This window comes from Petropleomorpha daqingensis (genome assembly GCF_013408985.1).
Lineage (GTDB): Bacteria > Actinomycetota > Actinomycetes > Mycobacteriales > Geodermatophilaceae > Petropleomorpha > Petropleomorpha daqingensis.
The window spans coordinates 1,546,724-1,559,410 of record NZ_JACBZT010000001.1; the positions used below are offsets into that span (position 1 = coordinate 1,546,724).

Here is a 12,687-nt window from a genome sequence, read left to right on the forward strand (position 1 = left end):
CTTTACCGCGACAAAGCGCGAGGGCGCAGGCGGCCGGTCGCGTCGACGTCCCAGCCGGCGACGGCGGCGAGCAGGCCCTCGACCAGCGCGCCGAGCAGTTCCTTGCCCTCCTCGGCGGAGGCGCCGGCCGGGTCGCCGAGGACGCCGGTCGGGCTGACCGGACGCACCCCCTCGCGGCGCAGCCGGGGCATGAGCTCCCCGATCGGCCGGGTCTCCCCCGCGACCGCTTGATCCCCCAGGACTCCCTCTGGTTCCACGTGCAACATGAGCGAGGTCTCGGTGCGCCCGGCGTGCGCGTCGCCGCCCGGGACGCCGCAGGGGAACCAGGCGACGTCGCGGCCCTCCCGGCGCAGGACGCCGCCCGCCGCCGCCAGGGCTTCGTGGTTGCCGCCGTGCCCGTTGACCAGCAGCACGCGCGACGCCCAGCGGCAGGCCGACCGGCCGTACTCGACGAGCAGCCCGGTGAGCGCCTCGGTGCCGAGCGAGATCGTGCCCGGGAAGCCCTCGTGCTCGCCGCTCGCGCCGTAGGCGAGGGCCGGCGCGAGCAGGGCGTCGTCCAGCTCGCCGACCGCGGCCTCGGCCACCGCGCACGCGACGACCGTGTCGGTGGCGAGGGGCAGGTGGTGGCCGTGCTGCTCGACCGACCCCAGCGGGACGACGAGCAGCGGCCGGTGGGTCAGGTCGGGCCACACCGCACCGGCCAGCGATCTCATCACCGCAGCTTAGGAACCCCGGGTCGCGGGCAGGGAGGGCGCATGACGACGGAAGAGACGACGAAGGTCGCGGACCTGCTGAAGGACGAGCGGACCGGCCTGTTCACCACGATCGCGCCCGACGGCACGCTGATCAGCCGGCCGATGGCGATGCAGGAGGTCGAGTTCGACGGCGACCTGTGGTTCTTCGCGGAGCGGAACTCGCGCAAGGTCGCGCACATCACGGCGAACCCGCAGGTCAACGTCTCGACGTCGGGGAGCTCGAGCTGGGTGTCGCTGACCGGGCATGCCGTCGTCATCGACGACCTGGACAAGAAGCGCACGCTCTGGAACACGGTCGTCGAGGCGTGGTTCCCCGACGGACCGGAGGACCCGGACGTCGTCCTGCTGCGGGTCGACGCCGCGTCGGCGGAGTACTGGGACTCCCCCGGCGGCCGGCTGGCCAGCGTGATCAGCTTCGCCAAGGCCAAGCTGACCGGGCAGCCCTACGACGGCGGCGAGAACGAGCGCGTCGACCTCTGATCCGTGCCGGCCGCGCGACGTCCCCCCGCAGCAATGACTGGCCTCCCTCACCAGCGTTGCTGCGGGAGGACAGCGTTCGATCAGGTCACCTGATCAGACGCGGGGCACGCCGGCGAGCGGGGACTCGTCGCAGATCTTGGCCGGGATGGTCGGCATGCCCAGCAACGTCGGCTGGCCGCGGACCGGGCCGGAGTGCGAGTGGTCGAGGTGGCTCTTCGGCGTGGCCGTCGAGCCGTCGCGGGCGGCCAGCGCCGTCTCGCCGAAGCCCTGCACGCACTCCGGGTCCGGACCGTCCAGCGGCAGGCCGGTGAAGAACTTCGCCGCCATGCAGCCGCCGCGGCACGCGTCGAAGTGCCCGCACTTCGTGCACGCGCCGCCGGTCTGCGGGCTGCGCAACTCGGCGAACAGCTCCGACTGCTGCCACACGGCCTGGAAACCGCCCGGGGAGCGCACGTTGCCCGCCAGGAACTGCTCGTGGATGGCGAACGGGCAGGCGTACACGTCGCCGACCGGGTCGATCAGGCAGACCACCCGCCCCGCACCGCACAGGTTCAGCCCCGGCAGCGCCTGCCCGTAGGCGGAGAGGTGGAAGAAGGAGTCCCCGGTCAGCACGTCGTCGCCGTTGGCCAGCAGCCACTCGTAGAGCTCGCGCTGCTGGGCCTGGGTCGGGTGCAGCTGGTCCCACACGTCGGCGCCGCGGCCGGACGGGCGCAGGCGGGTGATGCGCAGCTGGGCGCCGTACCGGTCGGTGAGGGCCTTGAAGTCGTCGAGCTGGGCGACGTTCTCCCGGGTGACGACGACGGAGACCTTGAAGTCCTTCATCCCGGCCTCGGCCAGGTTCTCCAGGGCGCGCACCGCGGTGGCGAACGAGCCGGCGCCGCGGACCCGGTCGTTGACCTCGGCGGTCGCGCCGTCCAGGGAGATCTGCACGTCCACGTAGTCGGTAGCCGCCAGCTGGGCGGCGCGCGAGCGGCTCAGCTTGACGCCGTTGGTGGAGAACTTGACCCCGACCTGGTGGTCGATCGCGTAGTCGAGCAGGTGCCAGAAGTCCGGCCGCACGGTCGGCTCGCCGCCGCCGACGTTGACGTAGAAGACCTGCATCCGCTGCAGCTCGTCGATCACCGCCTCGGCCTCGGCGGTGGTCAGCTCGCGGGGGTCCCGCCGTCCCGACGACGACAGGCAGTGCACGCACGCCAGGTTGCAGGCGTAGGTGAGCTCCCAGGTCAGGCAGATCGGCGCGTCCAGCCCGTACTCGAACTGGTCGATCAGCCGCCCAACTTGCGATCGGGCCGGCAGGACGGCGGTCACACGGACTCCCGGGGTTCGATCATCTCCGAGCGGGCCAGGTCGGCCAGCGCCTTCACGTACGCCGGGCGCTGCGCCTCGGCCACCCCGCAGGCGGCCAGGGTCGCCGTCGCCGACGGGTGGTCGGCCAGCGACTCGACCACGGTCACCAGTTGCTGCGACTTGAGGAACGACAGCTTGCGGTTGCGGAAGGAGTAGACCAGCGCGCCGAACGGTTCCGGCCGCAGGGCGACCGAGGCTGACCGGCGCCAGGCCAGGCCCGGGTCGAACTCGTCCACGGCAGGGATCAGTAGACGCCGCACATGCCGTCGATCGAGACCTCCTCGACCAGCGACTCCTCCACCAGCGCCTCCTCGGCGGCGGGGGCCTCGACCTCGGTCTCGACGTCGGCCTCGACGTCAGGAACGGTCGTCGTCTCGGGCATGCGGGCCTCCGGAGCAGGTGCGGTGGGGACGTCGCGGACGCTAGTGGCACCGGGTGCCACGGGCAACCGCCGGGGGCCGCGATGGCGCACAATGCGCGGCGTGACCGAGACGGGGTCGGACGCCCGCGCGGACACCCGTGCCCGGATCGAGCACGCGGCGCTCGAGCTCTTCTGCCTCAAGGGCTTCGAGCACGTCACGATCGACGACGTCGCCGCTGCCGCCGGGATCAGCCGCCGGACGTTCTTCCGCTACTTCGCCACCAAGGCCGACGCCGTGTGGGGCGACTTCGGCGCGCACGTCGCGCGCCTGGAGCGGCTGCTCGCCGGTGAGGACGACGGCCGCCCGGTGCTCGAGCGCGTGTGCGCGGCCTACGTCGAGGTCAACGACTACGCGCAGGCCGACCTGCCGGTGCTGCGCGAGCGGATGCGGCTGATCCTCGGCGAGCCGGCGCTGCTGGCCCACTCCGAGCTGCGCTACGCCGAGATCGACCGCGCGGTGGCCGAGCACGTGGCCCGGCGGACCGGCGCCCGCCCCGACGACCTGCTCCCCCGCCTGGTCGCCACCACCACCCGGGCCGCCGCGACGACCGCGTTCGAGGTCTGGCTCGCCGACGGGCGGACGCGGCTGACCGACGACCTGCACGCCGCCTTCGCGGAGCTGGCCGGCGCCTTCCCGGCCCTCAGGACCCCCGGCCCTTGACGGGGCCGTGGCACTGAGTGCCACGATGACCGCGATGGCGAATCCCTGGTTCGAGACGGTGGCCGAGGCACAGCGGCGGGCCAAGCGGCGGCTGCCCAAGGGCGTGTACGGGGCGTTGGTCGCCGGCGCGGAGAAGGGGCTGACGGCCGCGGACAACATCGCCGCGTTCGACGAGGTCGGCTTCGCCCCGCACACCGCCGACCTGGCCAACGCCAAGCGCATGGCCACCACGGTGATGGGCCAGGAGGTCTCGCTGCCGGTGCTGATCAGCCCCACCGGCGTGCAGGCGGTGCACCCGGACGGCGAGGTCGCCGTGGCCCGCGCCGCGGCCGCCCGCGGCACCGCGATGGGGCTGTCCTCCATGGCGAGCAAGCCGATGGAGGAGGTCATCGCGGCCAACTCGAAGACGTTCTTCCAGCTCTACTGGGTCGGCGACCGCGACGTCATGGCGGCCAAGGTCGACCGGGCCCGTCGCGCCGGCGCGGCAGGGATCATCGCCACGCTGGACTGGTCGTTCTCCTACGGCCGCGACTGGGGCAGCCCGTTCATCCCGGAGAAGATCAACCTCGAGGCGGTCCGGCGGTACGCCCCGCAGGTCGCGCTCAAGCCGCGCTGGCTGTGGGACTTCGCCAAGACCAAGAAGCTGCCCGACCTCACCGTGCCGAACATGGTGCCGACCCCGGGCGACCCGGCACCGACCTTCTTCGGCGCCTACGGGATGTGGATGCAGTCCCCGATGCCGACCTGGGAGGACGTCGCCTGGCTGCGCGCCCAGTGGCCGGATGCGCCGTTCATGCTCAAGGGCGTCATGCGGGTCGACGACGCGCAGCGTGCCGTCGACGCCGGGGTCACCGCGATCTCGGTGTCCAACCACGGCGGCAACAACCTCGACGGCACCCCGGCCTCGATCCGCGCGCTGCCGGCGGTGGCCGAGGCGGTCGGGGACCAGGTCGAGGTTCTCCTGGACGGCGGCATCCGCCGCGGCGCCGACGTCGCCAAGGCGCTGGCGCTGGGGGCGAAGGCCGTGATGATCGGCCGGGCCTACCTGTGGGGGCTGGCCGCGAACGGGCAGGCCGGCGTGGAGAACGTGCTCGACCTGCTGCGCGACGGCCTCGGCGCCGCGATGGTCGGCCTGGGCCGGGAGTCGATCGACCAGTTCTGCCGGGCCGACGTCGTGCTGCCGCCGGGCTTCGAGCGGCGCCTCGGCGACGACAGGCCGGACGCCCCGGTGGACGTCCGGCCGGTCTGAGCGGTCCTCTCAGTCGTCGGACCCGTGGCGGTGGCCACCGTGGTCGTCACCGGCGTCGTGGTTCGCGGGGTCGTCCGCGCCGTGGCCTCCGCTGAGGCCGCCGTGGTCGTCGCCGATGTCGTGCGTGGCCGGGTCGTCCACCCCGTGGTCGTCGCCCACGTCGTGGCCGACCGGGTCGTCGGCGCCGTGGCGTCCGCCGGCGGTCGGGGCGGCCGGCACGGCGACCGGAGCCGGGGCAGCCGCCGGGGCGGGAGCGGGCACGGCCGACGGGGTCACCGCCGGGACGTCGTCCGCCCCCTGACCGGCGGAGCCGTGGTCGTCGCCGACGTCGTGGGTGACCGGGTCGTCGGCGCCGTGGCGGAGCTCGACCGTGGACGACGACGCGGGGGAGACGTCGTCCGAGCCCGACGACGACGGCCCGCTCGCGGAGGCGACGGCGGCCAGGCCGATGAGGCCGGCGCTGAGCGTGGCGGTGGCTGCGGCGAGAACTGTCTTCTTCATGGCGGGAAGCCTCGGACCGACCACCCCAAGGCGACGCTAAGGAACTTCAAAGTTCAGGCAGATCTGACGGCGGCCACGATGCGATCGGGGCGCAGCAGCACCGAGCGCCCGCCCAGCCAGTTCACCAGCTCTGGTGAGCGCACCTCCCCCGGCCCCGACCCGACCCGGACGACGCGCACCGGGTCGGCCAGCGGCGGCGACAGCGGCAGGCCGCCCGCGGTGAGCAGCGCCCAGTCCGGGCCGAGGACGTCGTCGAGCCGGCACCGTCGTCCGTCGACCTCCACCTCGGGCTGGGGGACCAGCGACCCGGCACCCCGCGTGAGGACCAGCGGCCCGCGGCGCAGCGCGGGCGTGCGGCTCCCCCGCGCCAGCGCGGCCGCCACCGGGACCCGGCGGTAGCCGGCCAGGACCACCCGGCGGACGACGTCAGCCGCCCGCCCACCGCCGGTCATCAGCCCGCCGAGCCGCAGCGCGACCCCGATCAGCGCCCGCGCGTGCGGCTCGCGCTCGGCGCCGTAGGTGTCCAGCAGCCCGGCGTCCACCCGCCCGGCGAGCACCGACTCCAGCTTCCATGCGAGCTGGTGGACGTCGCGCAGCCCGAGCCCCAGCCCCTGCCCGATGAACGGCGGGGTCAGGTGCGCCGCGTCGCCGGCGAGCAGCACCCGCCCGACCCGCCACCGATCGGCGACGGCCGCCCGGTACTCGTACGCGGCTGCCCGCTCCACCTCGACGTCGGTGGCGTTCCAGCGCGCCAGCAGACCGGGCAGGTCGACCGACGACGCCGTCTCCCCCGCGTGCAGCCGGAACTCCCAGCGGTACCGGTCGCGGGGAAGAGGCATGAACGTGGCCGCCCGTGCCGGGTCGCTGACCTGGTGGACCCCCGGCCAGACAGCAGGCGCCGAGGGCCAGCGGGCGTCCACGACCAGCCAGCGGTCGGGCCGGCCGAGGTCGCGCATGCGGACGCCGAGCAGCTCCCGCACCGTGCTGCCCGCGCCGTCGCAGCCCAGGACGTACGCGGCGAAGACGGACCGCTCCGTCCCGCCGTCCACGGTGAGCGTCACCCCGTCGTCGTCCTGCTCGAGACCGGTCACCGTGCAGCCCGGGCGCAGCTCGACGCCGGGGGTCCGCGCCACCGCCGCCCGCAGCACGGCCTCGAGGTCGGGCTGGCGGAACAGGATCCCCGGCGGCCAGCCGTGCACGCCGTCCTCGGCCCGGCGGGGGAACTCGGCGAGCGTGCGCAGCTGCCGATCGACCAGCCGCATCCCGGCGATCGGCCGGCTGCCGGCGACCACCTCGTCGGCGACGCCGGCGTCCTGCAGCACCCGGAGCACCTCGTCGTCCAGGTGCACGGCGCGCGGCAGCGGATACGGCTCGGGGTAGCGCTCCAGCACGAGAACGGGCACGTCGCGGCGGGCGAGCAGCAGCGCGGCGGTCAGCCCGACCGGGCCCGCGCCCACCACGACCACCCGCTGCACCGGCCCAGTCTGACGTGCTACGGACGACGGTCGCGGCGCAAACGTAGCGATGAACGTTGCACGACTCTTCCCCCGATGTGACGGGGGCCATAACGTGCGGGGCAGCCTGCGCGCTCGCGCATGCCCAGACACGGGCCCTCGACGAGGGCGACGAGGAGGTTCCCTGTGCCCGTAGAGACCCGCGGCGCGATCATCCGCGAAGCTCCCGGCAAGTTCGAGGTCGTCGACCTCGTCTCCGACGACCCCCGCCCGGGCGAGATCCAGGTCAAGCTGGCCGCGTCCGGCATGTGCCACTCCGACGACCACCTGGCGACCGGTGACATCCCGGTCGCGCACTACCCGATGGCCGGCGGCCACGAGGGTGCCGGCGTCGTCACCGCCGTCGGCCCGAACACCAAGGGCTACAAGGAGGGCGACCACGTCGTCTTCTCCTTCCTGCCCGCCTGCGGCAAGTGCCGCTGGTGCGCCAACGGCATGTCCTACCTGTGCGACCTCGGTGCCGGGCTGCTCGTCGGCGCCCGCTTCGACGACCTGGAGAGCTTCCGCTTCACCACGTCGGACGGGACGCCGGTCGGCCAGATGTGCGGCCTCGGCACCTTCGCCGGCGTGACCACCGTCAACGCCGAGTCCGCCGTCGTCATCCCGAAGGACATCCCGCTCGAGGTCGCCTGCCTGACCGGCTGCGGCGTCGGCACCGGCTGGGGCTCCTCGGTCCAGGCCGCGAAGGTCTCCCCCGGCGAGACCGCGATCATCATGGGCGTCGGCGGCATCGGCATCAACGCCGTCCAGGGCGCCGCCTACGCCGGCGCCAGCCACGTCATCGCCGTCGACCCGGTCCCGTTCAAGCGGGAGAAGGCGATGGAGCTCGGCGCCACCGAGGCGTTCGAGAGCATCGAGGAGGCAGCCGAGTTCGCCCGCAGCGTCACCAACGGCCAGGGCGCGGACAAGGCGATCGTCACCATCGGCGTCACCAAGGGCGAGCACGTGGCCCAGGCGTTCTCCTCGATCCGCAAGGCGGGCACCGTCGTCGTCACCGGCCTGGGCAACATCACCGAGGTGGGCCTGCCGATCTCCATCGGCGAGCTGACGCTGTTCGCCAAGGAGATCAAGGGCGCGCTGTTCGGCGACTCGAACCCGCACGCCGACATCCTGCGGATGCTGCGGCTCTACCAGGAGGGCAACCTCAAGCTCGACGAGCTGGTGACCAAGAAGTACAAGCTCGACGAGATCAACCAGGGCTACGAGGACATGCACGCGGGCAAGAACATCCGCGGCGTGATCATCTACGACGACTGAGCCCATCGCAGAAGTCGCGATTCCTGCCCGGCAGGAATCGCGACTTCTGCCGTCAGGAGGTCCTGTGGGGAGCACGACCGCGTCGCGGCTGGACGTCGGAGGCATGGTCCGGATCGCCCGCGAGCGGGTCGTCGCCCGGCTGCGCGAGGCCGAGGTGGTCGCCGCCGCGCTCTCGGCCGGCCGCAACGTCGTCCTTGAGGGACCCCCGGGCACCGGAAAGACGACGCTGCTGCGCTCGCTGGCCGACGGCGCGGGCGTCCCGCTCGTGCTCGTCGAGGGCAACGCCGAGCTGACGCCGACCCGGCTGGTCGGCCACCACGACGCCTCCCGCGTGCTGTCCGAGGACTACCGGCCGGAGAACTTCGTGCCCGGCCCGCTCACCCGGGCGATGACCGAGGGCGCGCTGCTCTACGTCGAGGAGTTCAACCGGGTGCCCGAGGAGACGATGAACGTCCTGCTCGGGGTGCTCTCGGAGCGCGAGATGCACGTGCCCCGCTACGGCCGGGTCGCCGCGCGGCCGACGTTCCGGCTGGTCGCGGCGATGAACCCGTTCGACGCCGTCGGCACCGCGCGGGTCACCCCCGCCCTCTACGACCGCTCCTGCCGGGTCGCCATGGGCTACCAGGACGAGCACGCCGAGCTGGACATCGTCGCGGCGGTCACCGAGGGCCCGGCCGAGCTGGTCACGCAGGCCGTGCGCGCCGTGCGGATCACCCGCGACTCCCCCGAGCTGCGCATCGGCGCCTCGGTCCGCGGCGCCATCGACACCGTGCTCATCGCCCTCGAGCTCGCCGTCGTCCGCGGCACCGGCACGGACGGCGACACCGGCCTGGACGCCGCGCTGGCCGCGCTCACCGGCAAGGTCACCCTCGCCGACGGCGTCACGCGCCCGGTCGAGGACGTCGTCGCCGACATCTGGCGCCGGGCCGGTGAGGAGCCGGGAAAAGCCTGACGCCGGGGGACGACGCGCCGCCGTCCCCCGGGGAGGCGGGCAGCGCACCGCCCAGCGGCCGCCCGCGCGTGGTGGAGGACCCCGCCGAGGTCGAGCAGCTGCTGCGCGACTCGGCCGCCCGCCGCGCCAGCCGCGACCAGCTCTCCCGCAGCAACCCCGACTTCGACGCGGTCTCCCCCGAGGCCGGCCAGCTCGACGCCGCCGCCGTCGCCGAGCTCGCCGCCCGCGACCCGGACGCCGCCCTGCGCGTGCTCGCCGACGCCGCCAGGGCCTTCGACCCCGCGCTGCGCGCCGCGGCCCGGGCGCTGGCCGCCCGGCTCCCGCTCGGCAACCCGCGGACCGGCGTCGCCGACCGCCCCGGGGTGTCGCGGATGGTCACCCGCCGCGATCCCACCGGCTCCGACGTCGACCTCGACGCCACGCTCGCCGCCCGCGGCGCGGAACCGCACTGGCGCGCCGCCCACCTGCACACCCGCGGCTGGCGCTCCACCGGCCGGGCCATGCTGCTGCTGGTCGACGCCTCCGGCTCGGTCGCCGGCGACGAGCTGGCGGCCGCCGTCCTGACCGCCTCGGCGCTGGTGCAGCGGCTGCGGCCGGGTGACGAGCTGGGCGTGGTCGCGTTCTGGTCGAAGGCCGTCGTCCTGCGGCCGCTGTCGGCCGATCCGCGGGTGGACGTCGTCGTCGACCGGCTCTGCGACCTGCGCGGTGGCGGCACCACCGACCTCGAGCTGGCGCTGCGCACGGCCGCGGCGCAGGTGGCCCGCTCCCGCGCCGCCGACCGGCAGGTGCTGCTGCTCTCCGACGGCCTGGCCACCGAGAGCCCCGATCCGGTCGACGCCGCCTCCTCGCTGGCCCGCGTCCCGGCCCGCCTCCACGTCCTCGCGCTGTCGGCCGACGAGGAGGCGATGACCTCCTGCGCCGCGCTGGCCTCGGCCGGGGGCGGTCGGGTCGCCCCGCTGCACCGACCGTCGCAGGCGCCGGCCGCCGTCCGGGACCTGCTGGGTTAGCGACCGCCCCCGATCTTGCGGCTGCGCTGGTCGACGCCGAGCTCGCCGTAGGGGTAGTCCGGGGGTGCCGGGTCGCTGGCGGCGTCCAGCCGGGCGGTCTCCTCGTCGCTGAGGTGCAGGTCCGCGGCGCCGAGGTTGTCCTCGAGCTGCTCGAGCGTGCGCGCCCCGAGGATCACCGAGGTGACCGCCGGCCGGTCGACCAGCCAGGCCAGCGCGACCTGCGGCATCGAGCAGCCGCGCGCCTCGGCGACCCCGCGGACCGCGTCGACGACGTCCCAGGTGCGCTCGACCGTGCTGCGCCGCCCGTAGGCCTCCATCCCGCGGTTCGGGTCGTCCCCGAGCCGGGTGGCGCCGGTCGGCTCCTCGTCGCGCCGGTACTTGCCGGTGAGCCAGCCGCCGCCCAGCGGCGACCAGGGCAGCAGCCCCAGGCCGTTGGCCTGCGCGGCCGGCACGATCTCCCACTCGATCTCGCGGACCAGCAGGTTGTACTGCGGCTGCAGGGTCACCGGCACCGACCAGCCCCGGTGCTCGGCGACGTCGACGGCGCGCTGCAGCTGCCAGCCGGTGAAGTTGGACAGCCCGACGTAGTGGATCTTGCCCGCGCCGACGGCGTCGTCGAGGAAGCGCAGCGTCTCGTCGATCGGCGTCCACGGGTCGTGCGCGTGGACCTGGTACAGGTCGACGGTGTCGACGCCGAGGCGCCGCAGCGAGCCCTCGAGCGCGTCGGCGAGGTGCCGGCGGGACAGCCCCACCCCGTTGGGCCCCTCGCCCATGGGGAAGCGCCCCTTGGTGGCCAGGACGACGCGCTCCCGGACGCCGGACGGCTGCTTGGCCAGCCAGCGGCCGATGATCTCCTCGCTGGCACCGGCGGTGTAGACGTCGGCGGTGTCGACGAGCGTGCCGCCGACCTCGAGGAACCGGTCGAGCTGGGCGTGCGAGCCCTCCTCGTCGGTCTCGTTGCCGAACGTCATCGTGCCGAGGGTCAGGGTCGAGACGGCGCAGCCGCTGCGCCCGAGGGTCCGGTACTCCACGTCGTCCAGCCTTCCCCGTCCGCGTCAGGCGTGCAGCTCGGAGAGGGCGGGCGCCTCGGTGCCGAGGGGCCGGCCGGGCTCGCCGGTCCGCACCAGGCGCACACCGAGCACGATGCACCACGCGGTCCAGACCACGTACCCGGCGAAGTTGGCCGCGTCGGCGCCCGGGACGCCCAGCGGCACGAGGAGCCCGACGAGCACGAGCGGCACCGAGCCCAGCCCGAGCACGACCTGCAGCCGCGACAGCCGGAAGCGCTCGCGCAGCGCCAGCACGACCGCGACGGTGAACACCGCGGTCAGCAGGTAGCCGCCGGACTCGCCCACGACCTGGCCGAGCACGGTGCCCAGCGTCTCGAACCGGTCGCCCGCCGCCGCCCGCGCGGCCACCGAGGCCGACGGGTCGGTGGCGGTCGCCGCGAGACCGGGCACCAGCAGCGGCCACCGCAGCAACCCGACGACCTGGACCAGCGCGGCCCCGACGCCGGCCGCGAGGACGACCCGCCGCCACCGGCCCGCGCCCAACCGCGAGAGCCCGAGCGCGACCGGAGCCAGCAGGGCGGCGGCCGCCGCGAGGACGACGAACAGCGCCGGGACCAGCGGGGCCTGCTCGGCGAACCGCGCCAGCGCCTCCTGGGCGGGCAGCTGCAGCACGTCGGGGTAGCCGAACACCGAGCTCAGCCCGACGAAGGCGGCGTTGGCGAGGACGGCGGCGCCGATCAACAGCGTGCCGGTGGTCCGAGGGGTGGGGAGGGTCACGGCCGACTCATCTCTGTACGGTGTACAAGATTGGATGGCGGTAGTTTGTACGCCGTACAGAGATGTCGTCAAGGGAGTTCCGTGACCGAATCCGTTCCGCCGCGTTCGCGCCCGGGTCCGCGTCGCGGCCTCACCGAGCGGGCCATCCTCGACGCGGCCCTCCGGCTCGTGGACGCCGGCGGCGCGGAGGCGCTCTCGGTGCGCAGCGTGGCCGCCGAGATGGGTGTCGCGCCCAACGCGCTCTACACGTACTTCCGCACCAAGGCCGACCTGGTCGCCGCGCTGGGCGACGACCTCCTCGGCCGCCTCGATCTGGACGCGGCGCTCGGCGACGCCGATTGGCGCTCGGCCGTCGTCCGGCTGGCCGCGGACCTGCGCGCCACGCTGCTCGCGCACCCCGGCGTCGTCCCGCTGCTCCTGCACGCCGGGTTCGCCGGCCCGCGGGCACTGGTCGCCGGGGAGGTCCTCCTGGAGCTGCTGTCCCGCGGCGGACTCCCCGCCGACGACACCGCCCGGGCGTCCTACCTGCTGCAGACCTACGTGCTCGGAACGGTGGCCCTGGACGCGGCCGAGCTACCGCCCGGGGCCGCCCGGCCCGACGATGCCGCGCGGACCGCCGAGCGCCGCCGGGCGCTGGGCGGCGCCGATCCCGCGCTGCTGCCGCGGACCGCGGCGGCCGCCGACGTGGTGGCCGCCTACAACGGCGATGCGCAGTTCCGCTGGGGCCTGGACCGGCTGCTGGACGGGCTGTGACCG

At 74.5% G+C, this 12,687-nt stretch carries 15 protein-coding genes; 7 read left to right on the forward strand and 8 right to left on the reverse strand.

Translation table 11 applies throughout. The annotated features are described in order from the left end of the window. Positions 1 to 2: 2 nt before the first annotated feature. A complete protein-coding gene (mftE, locus tag GGQ55_RS07710) occupies positions 3 to 713 on the reverse strand; it encodes a mycofactocin biosynthesis peptidyl-dipeptidase MftE (protein WP_179715862.1) in 711 nt (236 codons plus the stop codon). A gap of 42 nt (positions 714 to 755) precedes the next feature. Here mftE and GGQ55_RS07715 point away from each other — a divergent pair, with 42 nt between their 5' ends. Continuing rightward, positions 756 to 1,235, forward strand: coding sequence for a pyridoxamine 5'-phosphate oxidase family protein (locus GGQ55_RS07715; protein WP_179715863.1), 480 nt, complete (start codon positions 756 to 758; stop codon positions 1,233 to 1,235). Positions 1,236 to 1,328: 93 nt separating this feature from the next. Here the strand turns inward: GGQ55_RS07715 and mftC are convergent, their stop codons facing one another. Genes mftC through mftA form a run of 3 tightly spaced genes read right to left on the reverse strand, consistent with a single transcriptional unit; the run spans position 1,329 to position 2,964 of the window. Beyond that, positions 1,329 to 2,543, reverse strand: coding sequence for a mycofactocin radical SAM maturase (gene mftC, locus GGQ55_RS07720; RefSeq protein WP_179715864.1), 1,215 nt, complete (start codon positions 2,541 to 2,543; stop codon positions 1,329 to 1,331). Beyond that, entirely contained in the window at positions 2,540 to 2,818 is a 279-nt protein-coding gene (gene mftB / locus GGQ55_RS07725) for a mycofactocin biosynthesis chaperone MftB (RefSeq protein ID WP_366488959.1), read from the reverse strand. Before mftB ends, mftC begins: the two co-directional genes overlap by 4 nt. Before the next feature lie 8 nt (positions 2,819 to 2,826). Further along, entirely contained in the window at positions 2,827 to 2,964 is a 138-nt protein-coding gene (mftA, locus tag GGQ55_RS07730; RefSeq protein WP_179715865.1) for a mycofactocin precursor MftA, read from the reverse strand. Between the two features lie 100 nt (positions 2,965 to 3,064). Here mftA and mftR point away from each other — a divergent pair, with 100 nt between their 5' ends. Both mftR and mftD read left to right on the forward strand, forming a co-directional pair. Next, positions 3,065 to 3,664 carry a mycofactocin system transcriptional regulator MftR gene (gene mftR / locus GGQ55_RS07735; RefSeq protein ID WP_366488962.1) on the forward strand — a complete coding sequence of 200 codons (600 nt, stop codon included), beginning with the start codon at positions 3,065 to 3,067 and terminating at the stop codon, positions 3,662 to 3,664. A 34-nt stretch (positions 3,665 to 3,698) separates the two neighbouring features. Continuing rightward, a complete protein-coding gene (mftD, locus tag GGQ55_RS07740; RefSeq protein ID WP_179715867.1) occupies positions 3,699 to 4,913 on the forward strand; it encodes a pre-mycofactocin synthase MftD in 1,215 nt (404 codons plus the stop codon). 9 nt (positions 4,914 to 4,922) lie between these two features. Here mftD and GGQ55_RS07745 read toward each other — a convergent pair whose 3' ends face one another. Beyond that, positions 4,923 to 5,414 carry a hypothetical protein gene (locus GGQ55_RS07745; protein ID WP_179715868.1) on the reverse strand — a complete coding sequence of 164 codons (492 nt, stop codon included), beginning with the start codon at positions 5,412 to 5,414 and terminating at the stop codon, positions 4,923 to 4,925. Between the two features lie 53 nt (positions 5,415 to 5,467). Next, entirely contained in the window at positions 5,468 to 6,889 is a 1,422-nt protein-coding gene (locus GGQ55_RS07750; protein WP_179715869.1) for a bifunctional 3-(3-hydroxy-phenyl)propionate/3-hydroxycinnamic acid hydroxylase, read from the reverse strand. Positions 6,890 to 7,054: 165 nt separating this feature from the next. Between GGQ55_RS07750 and GGQ55_RS07755 the strand changes: the two genes are divergently transcribed. The 3 genes from GGQ55_RS07755 (at position 7,055) to GGQ55_RS07765 (ending at position 10,144) form a co-directional block, all read left to right on the forward strand. Beyond that, positions 7,055 to 8,185, forward strand: coding sequence for an NDMA-dependent alcohol dehydrogenase (locus tag GGQ55_RS07755; RefSeq protein ID WP_366488964.1), 1,131 nt, complete (start codon positions 7,055 to 7,057; stop codon positions 8,183 to 8,185). 64 nt (positions 8,186 to 8,249) lie between these two features. Continuing rightward, positions 8,250 to 9,137 carry an AAA family ATPase gene (locus GGQ55_RS07760; RefSeq protein ID WP_366488966.1) on the forward strand — a complete coding sequence of 296 codons (888 nt, stop codon included), beginning with the start codon at positions 8,250 to 8,252 and terminating at the stop codon, positions 9,135 to 9,137. A 68-nt stretch (positions 9,138 to 9,205) separates the two neighbouring features. Continuing rightward, complete coding sequence (locus GGQ55_RS07765; RefSeq protein ID WP_366488967.1) at positions 9,206 to 10,144, forward strand: vWA domain-containing protein; 939 nt, start codon at positions 9,206 to 9,208, stop codon at positions 10,142 to 10,144. Here the strand turns inward: GGQ55_RS07765 and GGQ55_RS07770 are convergent. Then, complete coding sequence (locus GGQ55_RS07770) at positions 10,141 to 11,175, reverse strand: aldo/keto reductase (protein ID WP_179715871.1); 1,035 nt, start codon at positions 11,173 to 11,175, stop codon at positions 10,141 to 10,143. The genes GGQ55_RS07765 and GGQ55_RS07770 overlap by 4 nt on opposite strands. Positions 11,176 to 11,199: 24 nt before the next feature. Beyond that, a complete protein-coding gene (locus tag GGQ55_RS07775; protein ID WP_218859204.1) occupies positions 11,200 to 11,931 on the reverse strand; it encodes a DUF4386 family protein in 732 nt (243 codons plus the stop codon). Positions 11,932 to 12,012: 81 nt separating this feature from the next. On the opposite strand from GGQ55_RS07775, the gene GGQ55_RS07780 reads away from it, so the two are divergent. Further along, positions 12,013 to 12,684 carry a TetR/AcrR family transcriptional regulator gene (locus GGQ55_RS07780; protein WP_179715872.1) on the forward strand — a complete coding sequence of 224 codons (672 nt, stop codon included), beginning with the start codon at positions 12,013 to 12,015 and terminating at the stop codon, positions 12,682 to 12,684. Positions 12,685 to 12,687: the final 3 nt, after the last annotated feature.